The organism is Mycobacterium helveticum, assembly GCF_007714205.1.
Taxonomy (GTDB): Bacteria; Actinomycetota; Actinomycetes; order Mycobacteriales; family Mycobacteriaceae; genus Mycobacterium; species Mycobacterium helveticum.
In genome coordinates, this window is the sequence record NZ_VMQU01000057.1 from 18,041 (window position 1) to 33,011 (window position 14,971).

13 protein-coding genes are annotated in these 14,971 nt (G+C 72.7%); 5 read left to right on the plus strand and 8 right to left on the minus strand.

What is annotated here, in order from left to right; translation table 11 throughout:
- Window positions 1-45: 45 nt before the first annotated feature.
- Window positions 46-300: a mycoredoxin Mrx1 gene (gene mrx1, locus FPZ47_RS14585; RefSeq protein WP_144952279.1), complete on the plus strand. Its 255-nt coding sequence runs from the start codon at window positions 46-48 to the stop codon at window positions 298-300.
- Here mrx1 and nudC read toward each other — a convergent pair whose 3' ends face one another.
- The 4 genes from nudC to FPZ47_RS14605 all read right to left on the minus strand — a co-directional run bounded on the left by nudC (window position 301) and on the right by FPZ47_RS14605 (window position 8,836).
- Window positions 301-1,230 (minus strand): NAD(+) diphosphatase, encoded by a 930-nt coding sequence (gene nudC / locus FPZ47_RS14590; RefSeq protein WP_144952281.1) that lies wholly within the window; start codon window positions 1,228-1,230, stop codon window positions 301-303.
- On the minus strand, window positions 1,230-2,300 hold the full coding sequence (locus tag FPZ47_RS14595) for a potassium channel family protein (RefSeq protein ID WP_144952283.1): 1,071 nt from the start codon (window positions 2,298-2,300) through the stop codon (window positions 1,230-1,232). The genes nudC and FPZ47_RS14595 overlap by 1 nt, the downstream gene beginning before the upstream one ends.
- An 87-nt stretch (window positions 2,301-2,387) precedes the next feature.
- Window positions 2,388-5,699 (minus strand): ATP-dependent helicase, encoded by a 3,312-nt coding sequence (locus FPZ47_RS14600; protein WP_144952285.1) that lies wholly within the window; start codon window positions 5,697-5,699, stop codon window positions 2,388-2,390.
- Window positions 5,696-8,836 carry an ATP-dependent helicase gene (locus FPZ47_RS14605; protein ID WP_144952287.1) on the minus strand — a complete coding sequence of 1,047 codons (3,141 nt, stop codon included), beginning with the start codon at window positions 8,834-8,836 and terminating at the stop codon, window positions 5,696-5,698. The genes FPZ47_RS14600 and FPZ47_RS14605 overlap by 4 nt, the downstream gene beginning before the upstream one ends.
- A 152-nt stretch (window positions 8,837-8,988) precedes the next feature.
- Here FPZ47_RS14605 and FPZ47_RS14610 point away from each other — a divergent pair, with 152 nt between their 5' ends.
- Genes FPZ47_RS14610 through FPZ47_RS14620 form a run of 3 tightly spaced genes read left to right on the plus strand, consistent with a single transcriptional unit; the run spans window position 8,989 to window position 10,327 of the window.
- Entirely contained in the window at window positions 8,989-9,201 is a 213-nt protein-coding gene (locus FPZ47_RS14610; protein ID WP_144952289.1) for a hypothetical protein, read from the plus strand.
- 29 nt (window positions 9,202-9,230) lie between these two features.
- Window positions 9,231-10,016, plus strand: a complete 786-nt coding sequence (locus FPZ47_RS14615) for an alpha/beta hydrolase (RefSeq protein WP_144952291.1) — start codon at window positions 9,231-9,233, stop codon at window positions 10,014-10,016.
- Window positions 10,017-10,018: 2 nt separating this feature from the next.
- The gene (locus FPZ47_RS14620; protein ID WP_144952293.1) at window positions 10,019-10,327 is read left to right on the plus strand and encodes an MGMT family protein; all 309 of its coding nucleotides are present in this window, start codon (window positions 10,019-10,021) and stop codon (window positions 10,325-10,327) included.
- On the opposite strand, the gene FPZ47_RS14625 is transcribed toward FPZ47_RS14620, so the two are convergent.
- The 3 genes from FPZ47_RS14625 to FPZ47_RS14635 all read right to left on the minus strand — a co-directional run bounded on the left by FPZ47_RS14625 (window position 10,324) and on the right by FPZ47_RS14635 (window position 13,600).
- The gene (locus tag FPZ47_RS14625) at window positions 10,324-11,178 is read right to left on the minus strand and encodes a TIGR02569 family protein (protein WP_144952295.1); all 855 of its coding nucleotides are present in this window, start codon (window positions 11,176-11,178) and stop codon (window positions 10,324-10,326) included. The two genes, FPZ47_RS14620 and FPZ47_RS14625, sit on opposite strands and share 4 nt — an antisense overlap.
- 37 nt (window positions 11,179-11,215) lie before the next feature.
- Complete coding sequence (gene moeZ / locus FPZ47_RS14630; RefSeq protein ID WP_144952297.1) at window positions 11,216-12,403, minus strand: adenylyltransferase/sulfurtransferase MoeZ; 1,188 nt, start codon at window positions 12,401-12,403, stop codon at window positions 11,216-11,218.
- A gap of 162 nt (window positions 12,404-12,565) precedes the next feature.
- On the minus strand, window positions 12,566-13,600 hold the full coding sequence (locus FPZ47_RS14635; protein WP_144952299.1) for a DUF3152 domain-containing protein: 1,035 nt from the start codon (window positions 13,598-13,600) through the stop codon (window positions 12,566-12,568).
- 243 nt (window positions 13,601-13,843) lie between these two features.
- Between FPZ47_RS14635 and fasR the strand changes: the two genes are divergently transcribed.
- Entirely contained in the window at window positions 13,844-14,527 is a 684-nt protein-coding gene (gene fasR, locus FPZ47_RS14640; RefSeq protein ID WP_144952302.1) for an HTH-type transcriptional activator FasR, read from the plus strand.
- Here the strand turns inward: fasR and FPZ47_RS14645 are convergent.
- Window positions 14,514-14,789 (minus strand): DUF3107 domain-containing protein, encoded by a 276-nt coding sequence (locus FPZ47_RS14645; RefSeq protein ID WP_144952304.1) that lies wholly within the window; start codon window positions 14,787-14,789, stop codon window positions 14,514-14,516. The genes fasR and FPZ47_RS14645 overlap by 14 nt on opposite strands.
- Window positions 14,790-14,971: the final 182 nt, after the last annotated feature.

Sequence of the window (14,971 nt, forward strand, 5' to 3'; positions counted from 1 at the left end):
GGCCGGATTCGCCGTCGTCCGGGCCGCCGGGCTACCTTGGCTGTCATGACGAATGCTGCCGTCACCGTGTACACGACGTCCTGGTGTGGCTACTGCCACCGGCTCATGACGGTGCTCAGGTCCAACGGGATCGCCTACGAAGCGGTCGACATCGAAGCGGACCCGGCAGCCGCGGAGTTCGTCGCCGCGGCCAACGGCGGCAACCGGACGGTCCCGACGGTCAAGTTCGCCGACGGATCGACGCTGACCAACCCGAGCGCCGCCGAGGTGAAGGCGAAGCTGGCCGACGTCGGCGGCTGATCAGTCGATCGCGGCCCATGATTCGATGATCGTCCGCGCGATCGAGATCGACCCGGGCAGCAGCAGTTTCGACCCCGACGCGCTGCTCCAGTCGCCGGCGTCCAGCGCGGCGCGCACCTCGGCTCGGGTGAACCACGCCGCCTCGACGATCTCGCCGTCGTTGAACGAGAACTCTTCGGACGGGTCGCCCACGGCGTGGAAGCCGACCATCAGCGAGCGCGGGAACGGCCAGGGCTGGCTGCCCAGGTAGCGCACGTCGTGGACGCTCAGGCCGATCTCCTCCCGGATCTCCCGGGCGACGCACACCTCGAAGGATTCGCCGGCTTCGACGAATCCGGCCAGCAGCGAGAACATCCGTTCCGGCCATGCGCCCTGGCGGGCCAGCACCGCGCGGTCGCCGCCGTCGTGCACCAGACAGATCACCGCCGGGTCGATACGCGGGAACTCCTCGTGACCGGTGACCGGGTTGATCCGCGACCAGCCCGCCCGCGCCGGCTTCGTCGGGGACCCGTCCACCGAGCTGAACCGCGCCCGGTCGTGCCAATTCAGCAGCGCGAGGGCCGACGAGACGAGCTGGCTGCTGGTGTCGTCGAAGACGGGGCCGAGGCTGCGCAGGTTCACCACCTCGACCTCCGTGTCGGGGGACTCGGGCGCTTGCAGCGCGCCCCGGATCGCCCAGACGTGGCGGCCACCGTCGATGCGGCCCAGGAACACCGCCTCCGGCGGCGGGGTGTCGGCGTGGGCCGCCGCGGCGCCGAGCACCACCCGGCCGTCGGCGACCAGCACCTGATTGCGCGAGTCCACCCGCAACAGTGCCGCGTCGGCCCATCCGGCGGCGGCCGCGTCGACATCGGTGCGCAGCGCATCGGCACGGTCGGCACCGACGCGCGACAGCAGGGGGACCTCCCGCAGCCGAAACTCGGTCGCCACTACTGCCCCGCGCTGCGGATGTAGAGCAGCCGGTCGTGGGCCTCGATCGCGTCCGCCTCCGGTGCGCCCATGCGAAGCAGCCGACCGTCGCGCACCACGCCGAGCACCGTGTCGCGCAGATGGCGCGGCGAACCGCCGATCTCGTTCTGGTCGACCTCGCGTTCCGCGATGGCCAGGCCGACGTCCGGGGTCAGCAGATCATCGAACATCTGCACCACGCTGGGTGTGCTGGTGGCGAGGCCGAGCAGCCGGCCGGCCGTCTCCGACGAGACCACCACCGAGTCCGCGCCCGATTGCTGCAGCAGATGCTGATTCTCGGCCTCCCGGATCGCGGCCACGATCTTGGCTTTGGGCGCGATTTCGCGCGCCGTCAACGTCGCCAGGACGGCGGTGTCGTCGCGGCCCGTCGCCACGATCACCGAGGAGGCGTGGTGCACCCCGGCCAACCGCAGCACGTCGGACTTGGTGCCGTCGCCGTGCACGGTGACCAGGCCGGCGGCCGCGGCGCGCTCGAGCGCCGTCCGGTCGGTGTCGACGACGACGATCTCGCCCTCGGCGGCCTCGTCGCCGACCTTGGCGGCGACGGCCGCTTTGCCCTTGGTGCCGTAACCGATCACGACGGTGTGGTTGCGCACTTTGTTCCTCCAACGCTGGATCTTCCACCCCTGCCGGGACCGCTCGGAAAGAACCTCGAGCGTCGTGCCGACCAGCACGGCCAGGAACGCGATCCGCAGCGGAGTGAAGATCACGGTGTGGGTCAGACGCGCGGCTTCGGTGATCGGGGTGATGTCGCCGTAACCGGTCGTGGACAGCGAGACCGCCGCGAAGTACAGCGAGTCGATAAACGTCAGTTGCTGGTTCCGCACGTCGCGGTAGCCGCCGCGTTCGACATAGACGATGGCGGCGGCGACGAACAGGACCACCAATGCGATGGCGACGCGGCGCGTGATGACGCGGGCGGGGCTGGCGGGGTCTTCGGGAATGCGCACGACGCCGACCAGCTGGTGACCGGGTTGGGTGGTCAGCCTTTGCTTGAGACCGCTCAGTTGCCGCGACTTACCGTTGCCCACGGCGGTCCATCATCGGCTCAGACCCGGCGCACGAGACACGCACGCGATCAAATGTAACCACCCGCGCCCGTCGCCGGGGACTTGGCATCACCCGGCGACGCGGTGGCTCGCCGTGAAACCTTCCAGCAATGCGGCCAGCTCGTCCGGCTCGAGCAGTTCTTGCGGCGCGACGGTGGCGCCGGTGCGCACGTAGTAGAAGGCGGCACGCACCGCCGACTCCGGGACTCCGGTCAACGCGGCCCACGCCAGGCGGTACACCGCCAGCTGGACGGCGGCCTGGCGCAGCGCCGCCGCCCCCCGCGGGGGGTCACCGGTCTTCCAGTCCACGACGGTGGCGCCGCCGTCGGGGTCGGCGAAGACCGCGTCGATGCGGCCGCGCACCACGGTGTCGGCGATCGGCATCTCGAAGGGCACCTCGACGGCCACCGGTGTGCGGGCCGCCCACCGCGATCCGGCGAACGACTCCTGCAACGCGGCCAACTCCCGATCGTGGCCGACGCCGGAGTCGGCCGCGCCCGGCAGGTCACCCAGATCGAACAACCACTCGGCGCCGTAGTGCTGCTGCACCCAGGTATGGAAGGCGCTGCCCAGCAATGCATTCGGATCCGGCCGGGTCGGCAGCCGATACAGCAGGCGCTGCGCGGCGCCGTCCGGGTCGCGGGCCAGGTCGACCAGTCCACTGACCGACAGCTGGCCGGGCAGCGCGGGGACGGGGCGGCGCACCGCCCGCGCCCGCTCGGCCAGCAGTGCGTCGACGTCGGCGGCCCAGCCGTCGACGTCGACGACGTCAACGCCGTCATCGCCGTCCCGGGCCTCCTCGGCCGCCATGGCCCGCCGCACCAGCGACGCCCCGCGTTCGACGGCGTCGCGGCGCCCGGCCAACGGGTCGGCCGGCCACACCGCTTCGATGGCATTGTCGCGCAGGGGATTTCGCTCACCGTCGGCCGGGGCGGGCGCCCACTGTTCGACCACCCCGCAGGGCTCGCCGGCCGCGGCGCAACCCTCGATGATCTCCTTGAGCTCGCACAGGAAGTCCGAGGGCCCGCGCGGTTTGGCCCCGGTGGCCCCCCAGTGGTGACCCGACACCAGCAGGGTGTCCTCGGTGCGGGTGATGGCCACGTACAGCAGCCGCCGTTCCTCGTCGGTGCGCCGCTGCTCGAGCTGGCGGCGATGATCGGAGATCGCGTCGGACAGTTGTTTCCGGTTGGTGACCGCCGAGGTGTCCAGCACCGGGATACCCAGTGCGCCCGCCGCGGCGCGGTCGCCGCGCAGCAACGGCGGCAGCTCGGCGGCGTCGGTGAGCCAGGTGCTCCTCGACGCGGTCGACGGGAAGGTGCCGCCGGACAGGTGCGCCACCGCCACCACCTGCCACTCCAAACCCTTCGCGGCGTGCACCGTGAGAACCTGGACACGCTCGGGCGCCACCGCCGGCGCGGCCGGCGCCAAACCGTTCTCGACCGCCTCGGCCACGTCCAGGTAGGCCAGCAGGCCCGCCGGCGAGGCCGTCACCGGCGCGTCCGCCGCGCCCGCGCGTTCGGCGTAGCCGGCCACCACGTCGGCGAAGGCGTCGAGGTGCTCGGCCCCGGTCCAGCCCGCCGACACTTTGGCCCGGGCTTCGCAGTCGGCCCCCAGCACGCGACGCACCTCGGCGACCAGCTCGGGCAGCGAATGACCCAGGTGGGCACGCAGCGCGCCGAGCTCGGCGGCCAGCGCGGTGATGCGCTGATATCCCGCCGCGGAATACGAGCCGGCCGGGCCGGGGTCGCTGATCGCGTCGGCCAGGCACGCGGTGTCGGCGTCGGGATCGGCCGCCATCGCGATCGACGCGGGCGACGCCGCGTCGCCCGGGCGCAGCCCGCCCCCGCCGATGACCAGCGCGCGCCGCCACAGCGCGGCGATGTCGCGGCCACCCAGGCGCCACCGTGGACCCGTCAGGACCCGCATCGCCGCCGCACCCGCCGTCGGGTCGGTGACCAGCCGCAGCATGGCCACCACGTCGGCGACCTCCGGCACGGACAACAGGCCGGCCAGCCCCACCACCTCGACCGGAACCCCGCGCGCCCGCAGGGCCTCGGCGATGGGCGCGGCATCGGCGTTGCGGCGCACCAGGACCGCGGCCGTGGGGGGGCTGACGCCGTCGGCGCGGGCTCGCCGGTAATGCCCCGACAGGTGGTCGGCGATCCACTCACGCTCGGCCGCCACGTCGGGCAGCAACGCGCAGCGGACGGTACCGGGCGGCGCGTCCGGGCGCGGACGCAGCGCGTGCACCGCCACCGAGCGCCGCCGCGCCTCCGCCGATATCGCGTTGGCCACCTGCAGCGCGCGCGGCGGGTTGCGCCAACTGGTCCGCAACTCCAGCACGGGCGCCGGGCTGCCGTCGGACCGGGGGAAGTCGGTGGAGAACCGCGGCAGGTTGGTCGCCGAGGCGCCGCGCCAGCCGTAGATCGACTGGATCGGGTCGCCGACGGCCGTCAGCGCCAGACCGTCGTCGGCCCCGCCGCCGAAGAGGGCCGACAAGGCGAGGCGCTGCGCGTGACCGGTGTCCTGGTACTCGTCGAGCAGCACCACCCGGTAGCGGCTCCGCAACTCCTGCCCGACTTGCCCGAAGGTCGACGCCAGCCGTGCCGCGGAGGCCATCTGCCCCCCGAAGTCCAGCACCTTCGCCGCGCTCATGCGCTCGCGCAGGGCGTCGAGCAGCGGCACCAGCTCGGCGCGTTGGGTCTGGGTCGCCAGCAGCCGCAGCAGCCATTGGCTGGGCCCGCGCTCGCGCTGGTAGGGACCCGCGGGCAGCGCGTGGACCAGACGTTCGAGCTCCACGTGGGTGTCGCGGAGCTGGCCGGTGTCCACCAGGTGCTCGGCGAGCTGACCCCACAGCCGCAGCACCATCGAGGTGACCGCGGCCGGTGTCTTGTCGGTGTGCAACTCCCCGCGAAATTCGTTGACCACGTCGAAAGCCAGCTGCCACAACTCGGTTTCGCTGAGCAGCCGGGTGTCGGGCTCGACGGGCAACAGCAGCCCGTAGTCGCGCAGCAGCGAGCCGGCGAACGCGTGGTAGGTGCTCACCACCGGCGTGCCGGCCGGTTCCGGGGGCGCGAGGCCGGCGGGGCCCAGGCCGGTGCCGGCCAGCCGCGCCAGCCGGGCCCGGACCCGGCGCAGCAGCTGGCCGGCGGCCTTGCGGGTGAACGTCAGCCCCAGCACCTGGCCGGGATCCGCGTAGCCGTTGGCGACGAGCCACACCACCCGGGCGGCCATCGTCTCGGTTTTGCCCGCACCGGCCCCGGCGATGACGACCAGCGGGCCCGGCGGGGCGGCGATGACCGCGGCCTGTTCGTCGGTGGGCGGGAAAAGCCCTAGCGCACTGGATAATTCGGCCGGGCTGTAGCGAGGTGCGGGGTTCACGTCGCGGGGTCCTCACGATGGGCGGGGCAGCAGGGCCGGATCGGGCAGTGTGTGCAGCCGTCGTTGCGGCGGGCGGTGAAGTGCGGCCCGGCCGTCGCCGCGGCAGCCCGGCGCAGCACCGCGCGCCATTCCTCGCGGGCGGCCGGCGTCAACGGGTCCTGCTCGCGTTCGGTGGCACCCGCGGTTCCGGCCCTGCCGAGGTAGACCAGCCGCGCGCCGCCCGGCTCGTCACCCGCGGCGATCATGCCCTCGGCCACCGCGAGCTGATACATGGCCAGCTGGGCGTGTTGTTGGGCATCGTCCTTGCTGACCGGTGTTTTCCCGGTCTTGATGTCGACCACCACCAGCCGCCCGGCCGCGTCGCGCTCCAGCCGGTCGACGCGGCCGCGCAGCCGGACCGTTCCACCGCCGCCGTCGGCGGCTTCGAGCGCCCCGTGGACCTCGACCTCGACACCGACCTCGGTCAGCTCCCCGCGGGTCCGTGCCCGCCACTCGGCGAAGGCCTCGATCATGGCGCGGTGGCGGGCCAGCTCGTTGGCCGAATGCCACCGGGCCTCGAAGGGCAGGTGCTCCCAGGCCCGTTCCAGCTCGGCGAGCAGTTGCGACTCGGTTCTGCCCGGCTCGGCGACCAGCGCGTGCAGCACCGAGCCGAGGGTGGACCGCAGCTCGCGGGCGTTGGTGCCGCCGTGCCGTTCGGCCAGCCAGCGCAGCGGGCAGTCGTTGAGTGTCTGCAACGTCGACGGCGTCAAAGTGACGACGTCGTCGCCGCCGTGCAGCGGCTCGCTGGTGCTGACCGCGGTCAGCCCGTGCCAGGCCGCCGGGTCCGCGCCGGGCACACCGGCTTTGGCGAGCCTGGCCAGTTGCGCGGCCGCACACCGGCGCGCGGCGTCGTCCACGGCGCCCTCGGGCGCGCACACCACACCGCGCAACCGGCCGACCAGCGCCGCCGCGGAGAGCACCCGGGGCGCCGAAACAGGCTGCCCCGCAGCGGTTTCCGATTCGCCATCGGCGAACTGCGCGAGCTCGGAGAAGAACACCGAGGGCAGCGCGGCCTCACCGGCCGGCCCGCCCGTGTCGCCGTCCACGGCCGTCACCACCAACCGGCGCCGCGTCCGGCCCATCGCCGCCACCAGCAGCCGCCGTTCCTCGGCGAGCAGCGGCGCCCGCACCGATGCGGCCTCGGTGACGTCGTCGAGCACGTCGAGCAGCCGATGGGTGCCCAGCACGCCTCCGCGTGGAACGGTGTTGGGCCACAACCCTTCCTGCAGCCCGGCGATGACGACCAGGTCCCACTCGCGGCCCAGCGCGGCGTGCGCGCTGAGCACCCGGACCTGCTGCGCGCCCGACACCGGCCCGGGGTCGACGCCCGGCAGTTGCAGTGCCGCGACGTGCTCGACGAGTCCACGCAGCGACGCACCCGACGTGCGAGCCACGTAGTGATCCGTGGTGTCGAACAGCGCGGTCACCGACTCGAGGTTCCTGCCGGCCTGCGCGCCGGCGGGACCGCCCCGCTCGGCCGCCGCCAGCCAGCGGCGCTGCAGACCCGAGCGGTGCCAGGCGGCCCACAGGGTGTAGCGCGGATCCTGCCCGTCCCGGTGGCAGCGCGCCGCCGCCTCCAGCACCGCGCGCACCCGGCGCAGCGCGCGGAACTGCCCGCCCGGCGGCGGCCCGGCACCCGTGAGGGCCGCCACCAGCAGATCGCCCAAACCCGCGGGTGCACGGCCGGGTTCGCCGGGCCGGGCACGCTGCAGCGCTCGGCGCAGCTGCCGCAGCGACACCGGGTCGACGCGGCCGATGGGACCGGTCAGCAACGCGATCGCCAGCTCACCGTCGAGTCCTTCGGCGGTGGCCTGCAGCACCGTGAGCAGTGCCCGGGCCGCGGGGTCGGCCCACAGCGGGCCGCCGAGCGCGGGCGGCGCGACGGGCACCCCGGCGGCGGCCAGCGCATGCTGCAACCGCGGGCCGAGCCGCGGCACCGACCGGACGATGACCGCCATCTGCGACCAGGGGATCCCGTCCACGAGGTGCGCACGCCGCAGCGTGTCGGCGACCATCGCCGCCTCCGCGTGCGCCGAGGCGGCCAGGCGCACCACCACCGACCCCTCGTCACCGGTGCCCTCGATCTGCCGGCCGCCGGTGCCACCCGGCAGGCGGCGGGCGATACCGCTGACCGCGCGCGCCACCGCCGGAGCGCACCGGTGCGAAACCGCCAACGCCACCACCGGCGAATCGTCGGCGAGCAACCCGGCGGGTTCACCACCCCGGAAACCGAACACCGCCTGGTTGGGGTCACCGGCGACGAGCGCGAGCTCGCTGCCCGCCGCCAGCACCCGCACCAACTGGACCGCCTGCCTGTCGAGTTGCTGGGCGTCGTCGACCAACAGGATGCGGATCCGGGCGCGTTCGGCCGCCAGCAACTCGGGGTCCACGGCGAAGGCCTCCAGGGCGGCGCCGACGAGTTCGGCCGCACCCAGGGCCGGTGTCGTCGCCTCCGGTGCCGCCGTCCCGACCGCCGCACGCAGCAGCATCACCTGCTCGTACTGGCGCGCGAACCTGCCGGCGGCGCTCCATTCCGGGCGCCGGCACCGCCGGCCCAGCCGTTCCAGTTGCCGGGGATCGACCCCGCGTTCGGCGCAGCGCGCCAACAGGTTTCGCAGCTCGGTCGCGAAGCCGGCCGTGCCCAGGGCGGGACGCAGATGGTCCGGCCACCCGGACGCCGCGCGGGGGCCGTCCGCCACATCCCCGGCCAGCAGCTCGCGGATGATGGCGTCCTGTTCGGCACTGGTGACCAGCCGCGGCGGCGCGTCACCGGCACGCTCGGCGGCACGCCGCAACACCGCATAGGCGTAGCTGTGCACCGTGCGCACCAACGGCTCGCGGACCGCGGCCCGGCACGCACCGACGCCCCGCGACCGCAGCAGCGCCGTCGTCAGCGCGCCGCGGGCACCCGTCCCGATCCGGCCCGAACCGGTCAGCAGCAGCACCGATTCGGGATCGGCGCCGGCACCGATCCGGGCGATCGCCGCGTCGGCCAGCAGGCTGCTCTTGCCGGTGCCGGGCCCGCCCACGATCCGGACCAGGCCGCGTGCGCCCGGCGCCAGGACCGCACGCGCCTCGGCGTCCCAGGTATGCGACATGGCTGCATGCAACCACGGGGGTCCGACAAATTTTTTTTCCGGCTTTTTCCGGCCCGACCCGGCGCCGATGTCGCCGGGTCGGGCCGATCAATAGACTCGACCGAGGCAGTCCGACGAGAGGTTGAGTCCGACGAGAGGTGAGGAGGTATCCGATGGTGAATGACGTCGAGGGCCTCGTTCCCGACGACGAGGTCCCGGAAGCGGACGCACAGGAACAGCGCCAGCTGGTCGATGCCGACGACGAGGCCGGCCTGGACACCGCCTACCTGAGCGCCGATGCCGGGGATCGCGATGCCGACGAAGCCGACGTGCTCGAACAGGCCTTCGTCGTCCCCACCGACGACGACTGGGACGACATCGGGTAAGCCCGCCCCGCACCTGGCACCATCGACGGGTGAGCGCAGACCTGCACGTGCACCGCTACGGTCCGTCGGGTCCGGTGCGGGTGCTGGCGATCCACGGGCTGACCGGCCATGGGCAGCGCTGGCGGCACCTGGCCGGCTACCTGCCCGGAATCACCGTGGCCGCGCCCGACGTGCTCGGCCATGGCCGGTCGTCGTGGGCGGCGCCGTGGACCATCGACGCCAACGTCGCGGCGCTGGCGGCGCTGCTCGACGACCGGGCCGACACGCCGGTGCTCGTGGTCGGCCACTCGTTCGGCGGCGCCCTGGCGATGCACCTGGCCGCGGCCCGACCCGACCGGGTGGCGGCGCTGCTGCTGCTCGACCCGGCCGTCGGGCTGGACGGCGACTGGATGCGCGAGATCGCCGACGCGATGCTGTCCTCCCCGGACTACCCCGACGCCGAGGAGGCCCGCCGGGAGAAGGCGACGGGTTCGTGGGTGGACGTGGAGCCCGCGTTGCTCGATGCCGAGCTGGACGAGCACCTGATCGAGCTGCCGGGCGGGCGCTACGGCTGGCGGGTCAGCCTGCCGGCGATGGTGTCGTACTGGAGCGAACTCGCCCGCGACGTCGTGCTGCCGCCGCCGGGAACGGCGACGACGCTGGTGCGGGCCGGGCAGACCTCGCCGCCCTACGTGGGTCAGGGGCTCATCGCGGGACTGCGAGCGCGGCTGGGGGCGGACTTCCGGCTGCTGGACTTCGACTGCAACCACATGGTGCCCCACGCCCGGCCCGCCGAGGTCGCGGCGCTGACCCTCGAGTTGCTGGGCGAGCGCTGACCATGGCACCGGTCACCGAGGAACAGGTCGAGCGGGTGCGGTCGCTGGTGGCGGCCGTGCCCGCCGGCCGCGTGGTCACCTACGGCGACGTCGCCGCCGCCGCGGGCCTGTCCGGTCCGCGCATCGTGGGCTGGATCATGCGGACCGACTCCTCCGACCTGCCGTGGCACCGGGTCATCACCGCCTCCGGACGCCCGGCGCGGCATCTGACCACCCGCCAGCTGGAGCTGTTGCGCGCCGAAGGGGTGCTGGCGGTCGACGGCAGGGTCGCGCTGCGCGACGTGCGTCACGAATTCCCGCCCGGGGGCTAGAGCACCAGCCTGACCAGCGCCGCGGTGCGGGCCAGACCCGGAAACGCCTCGGCGGTCGAGCGCGGGTGCAGCGCATGGACCGCGAGGCGGAACATCAGCGCGCGCAACAACATCTGCGGCCACTCCGGCAGCGCGTTCCAGCGTTCGATGAGCCCGTCGTCGGCGTCGCCCCAGGACAGGGCGTCGACGACGACCACGCCCGCGGCCCACGACGCGGGACGCCAGTAGGGCGTGATGTCGGTGATCCCCGGCGCCGCCGTGCCCACGAAAAGCACCGTCCCGTAAAGATCACCGTGCACCAGCTGGTTGGGGCTCTTGGTCGGCCTGCGCAGGGTGGCGAGCTGGTTGACCAGTTCGACCGACCGCTGGCCGTCCGCCGTCGGCGGGGATGTCCGCGCCCCCGGCGGGACCGACTGGAGCGGACGCTCCTCCCACGCCGCGCGGTCCGCGGCGATGAAGACGTCGACCTCCGCCCAGGGGGTGGTGGGTCCCTGCGTCAGGAAGCGCGGGCGTTCCAGCTTGCTGGTGGCCTCGTGCAGGCGCACCGCCGTCGACACCACCTCGTCGTGCCGCGGCTCGGGTGTGCCCGCGACGAACGTGTCCGCCCGCCAGCCCGAAACCACGTATCGTCCGTCGGTCGAACGGACCGGCCGGGCCAGGCGCACGCCGTCGACGAACAACGTCTCGCGCACCCGCGCCGACCACGCCGCGCGGGCATGGTCGGCGACCATCGACAGCACGACCTCGCCGCACCGCCAGCCGCCTTCCCAGCCGGCCCCGAGGGCCGCGGGCTTGACACCGGTCAAACCGAAGGCCGACAGCACATGGTCCGGCGGTGGTTCGACGCTCACGGGGGTCAGCCTAATGGAGCAATTTGCGGCTACCCGGTCAGTACATCACCATGTCGGGCTGCATCTGCTGCGCCCATGCCACGATCCCGCCCTGCAGGTGCACCGCATCGGCGAACCCCGCCCCCTTCAGCGCTGCCAGCGCCTGCGCCGAGCGCACCCCCGTCTTGCAGTACAGCACCGGCCGGCAGTCCGGCGGCACCATCGTCAGGCCCTCACCGGAGTTGATCGACGACTGCGGGATCAGCCGGGCGCCGTCGATGTGCACGATCTCCCATTCCGCGGGCTCGCGGACGTCGATCAGCGCCAGCTTCTCGCCGGAGTCCAGCCACCGGCGCAACTCGGCCGGGGTGACGGTGCAACCCTCGGCGTCCCCGGCCGCGTGGGCCGCCTCCTCGGGCACCACCCCGCAGAACTGCTCGTAGTCGACCAGCCCGGTGATCTTGGGCGCGGACGGGTCCTTGCGAACCGTGATCGTGCGGTAGCTCATCTCCAGCGCGTCGTAGACCAGCAGCCGGCCGAGCAGCGGTTCGCCGATCCCGGTGATCAGCTTGATCGCCTCGGTGCCCATCACCGAGGCGACGGAGGCGCACAGGATGCCCAGCACACCGCCTTCGGCGCAGGTCGGCACCAGCCCGGGGGGTGGCGGCTCCGGGTACAGGTCGCGGTAGTTCAGGCCGCGTCCGTCCGGGGCGTCGTCCCAGAACACCGCAACCTGGCCCTGGAACCGGTAGATCGATCCCCACACGTACGGCTTGCCGGCCAGCACCGCGGCGTCGTTGACCAGATACCGGGTGGCGAAGTTGTCGGTGCCGTCCACGATCAGGTCGTACTGTCCGAACAGTTCGACGGCGTTGCCGTTCTCCAGCCGGAACTCGTGCAGGCGCACCTCGACCAGGGGGTTGATGGCGAGGATCGAGTCGCGCGCCGATTGCGCCTTGGGCCGTCCGACGTCGGCCACCCCGTGGATGATCTGACGCTGCAGGTTCGACTCGGCGACGACGTCGAAGTCGACGATGCCGATCGTGCCGACGCCCGCCGCGGCCAGGTACAGCAACGTCGGCGACCCGAGCCCGCCGGCGCCGATCACCAGAACCCGGGCGTTCTTGAGCCGCTTCTGGCCGTCCGAACCGAGGTCGGGAATGACCAGGTGGCGGCTGTAGCGGGCCACCTCGTCGCGGCTGAGCTCACGCGCCGGCTCCACGAGCGGCGGCAACGATGTCGACACCGAACATCTCCTCCGGCAGTCCTCTGGTTGTCCGCTGACAGCTTTGACAGCTCTGACAGCTCCGAGGCTACTCAGCTGATCGGCGAGCTTCGAGCCTGCGGTGACCGCGGCGAGCCCGCGCCCCGGGGCGCAGTCTCGGCGCGCCGGACTAGGCGCGCCGGACTAGGCGATAGGGAACGGCCAGGGATTGAACTTGCAGGTCTTGCCGTCCGCTTTGACGAAGTCGGGGTCGAACGGGGCGGCGTCGTCGTCCGAGGTGGAGAACGTCTGCTGCATCATCACCGGGGCCAGACCGCCCTGCTGGTCGCAGGGCTGATGACGCTCGTACCCGATGGCGTGACCGACCTCGTGGTTGATCACATATTGGCGGTAGGAACCGACGTCCCCCTGGAACGGGACGGCGCCGCGCACCCAGCGCGCCTCGTTGATGAACACCCGGGACTGCCGGTCCGGCCCGAACGCCGGGTTGTAGCACGACGTCTCCAACTGGAATTCGTAGCCGCACCCCTCCCGCACGGTGACCGGCGACACCAGCGAAATCCGGAAGTCGGGGTTGCCCCCGCTGGTCGCGTCCACCCGCATGAACGCGAACTTGGGGTCGTGCGTCCAGCCCTTGGGGTTGGCCAGCGTCTGGTCAACCATCTCGGCGAACGCGTCGTCCCCGCCGAACATGGCGGGGTCGAGGCCGTTCTCGACCTCGACGGTGTACCTGAACACCTTGGCGGTGCCGCGGCCGACCTGCGGCGTCGTGCCGGGAACGACGCGGTAGGTCTTGTCGCCCGCCTCGGTGAACGGGCCGCCGGCCGGCAGCATCCCGGCCGGCAGGTTGGCGTCGAACGCGGCCAGCCCGCGCGGCGGCGCGTCCAGGATCACGGTGCCCACCGTGCCGATGGCCGGCGATTCCTGGGCGGGCTGGCCGGCCGCGGGCTTCGGCGCGGCCGTGCCGGTCACCGTCTGGTAGATCACCACCGCGGTCAGCACCACCAGAACCGGCAGCGCGTAAGCCCGCCAGCCGTAGGTCGACACGAACTTTCCCAGCCAGGTCCGCTTGCGCCAACGACGTGGGCGGTCGCGGTCGGCCCGGGGCCGGCCGGCGCTGCGGTCGATCGGGTCGCGCAGCGCCCGCAGCGGCTCGCGCCACTCGTCGCGCACCACCGGAATCCGGCCAGTGCCGCCTACGGGCCGCTCCGACGTCATTTTCCCAGGATGACACAGGTGGCACCGGGGGCGTTCCCGGCGCGCCCGAATGCCCCGCGCGACGCCCCTGCCTGCCGGCGCCGACGGCGACGGCGGTCGCGGCGGCCCCGCGGGTAGTCCCGCCGGTAGTCACGCCGGTAGTCCCGCGGGTAGGCCCGCGGGTAGTAAGGTCAGTTGCCACGAGCGGGATGCGGCCGGCGCCGGCGGTAAGGGGCCGGCAGCAAACAATCAGATGGGGACTCGATGAGCGATCTCACCAGGGCGGCGCGGCGTGCCGTCAAGACGGGTGACCGCGCTCGGCCGGGAGAGCAAGCCGCACCCTCGATCCGTCGTGGCAACCGGTTGCCACGCGACGAGCGCCGCGGCCAGCTGCTGATCGTCGCCAGCGACGTCTTCGTCAACCGCGGCTTCCACGCGGCCGGCATGGACGAGATAGCGGATCGGGCCGGGGTGAGCAAACCGGTTCTCTATCAACACTTTTCGAGCAAACTCGAGTTGTATCTGGCGGTGCTGAACCGGCACGTCGACAAGCTCGTCTCCGGCGTGCAGGAGGCGCTGCGGGCCACCACCGACAACCGCGAGCGGCTACACGCGGCAGTGCAGGCGTTCTTCGATTTCATCGAGCACGACAGCCAGGGCTACCGGCTGATCTTCGAGAACGACTACGTGACCGAACCCGAGGTCGCCGCGCAGGTGCGGGTCGCCACCGAGTCCTGCACCGACGCCGTGTTCGCGCTGATCAGCGCCGATTCGGGGCTGGACCCGCACCGCGCCCGGATGATCGCGGTGGGGCTGGTCGGCATCAGCGTGGACTGCGCCCGATACTGGCTGGACTCCGACCGTCCGATCTCCAAGGTCGACGCCGTCGAGGGCACGGTTCAGTTCGCCTGGGGCGGGCTGTCGCACGTGCCGCTCACTCGTTCTTAGCGGCCTTCCCGGTGGCCCGCGCGGCCGCGGTTTCGGCACCGATCCCGAAGCCGACGCGGCGGGCGTCGGCGGCACCGATCTCGACGTAGGCGATCTTGCCCGTGTGGATCAGGAAACGGCGGCCCTTCTCGTCGCTGAGGGCCAGCAGGCCCGAGCCTTCGCGCAGCGCGGCGGCGACGAGTTCTTCGACTTCTTCGGGGGTCTGCCCACTGGGGAAGACCAGCTCGCGCGGACTGTCCGTGATACCGATCTTGACCTCCACGTGGGGCCCCTTCCGTAGGTCGTGCTGTCGCAGACGTGTCAGCCTGCAGGCTAGTGGACGCGCCGGGGTGCCCCCGCACGCCGGGTGGACAACCCACCCGGACAACCCACCCCGATAACCCCCCCCGATAAACGCGCATAAAGATTTGGTTGGAACATCTGAAACCCCAGCCCGCGCCCCCC

Excerpts from the sequence above, each read along its gene's own strand:
- FPZ47_RS14620 (WP_144952293.1), top strand. The coding sequence starts at position 10,019 with ATGGCACCGGTCACCGAGGAACAGGTCGAGCGGGTGCGGTCGCTGGTG.
- mrx1 (WP_144952279.1), top strand. The coding sequence starts at position 46 with ATGACGAATGCTGCCGTCACCGTGTACACGACGTCCTGGTGTGGCTAC.
- FPZ47_RS14610 (WP_144952289.1), top strand. The coding sequence starts at position 8,989 with ATGGTGAATGACGTCGAGGGCCTCGTTCCCGACGACGAGGTCCCGGAA.
- fasR (WP_144952302.1), top strand. The coding sequence starts at position 13,844 with ATGAGCGATCTCACCAGGGCGGCGCGGCGTGCCGTCAAGACGGGTGAC.
- FPZ47_RS14635 (WP_144952299.1), bottom strand. The coding sequence starts at position 13,600 with ATGACGTCGGAGCGGCCCGTAGGCGGCACTGGCCGGATTCCGGTGGTG.
- FPZ47_RS14605 (WP_144952287.1), bottom strand. The coding sequence starts at position 8,836 with ATGTCGCATACCTGGGACGCCGAGGCGCGTGCGGTCCTGGCGCCGGGC.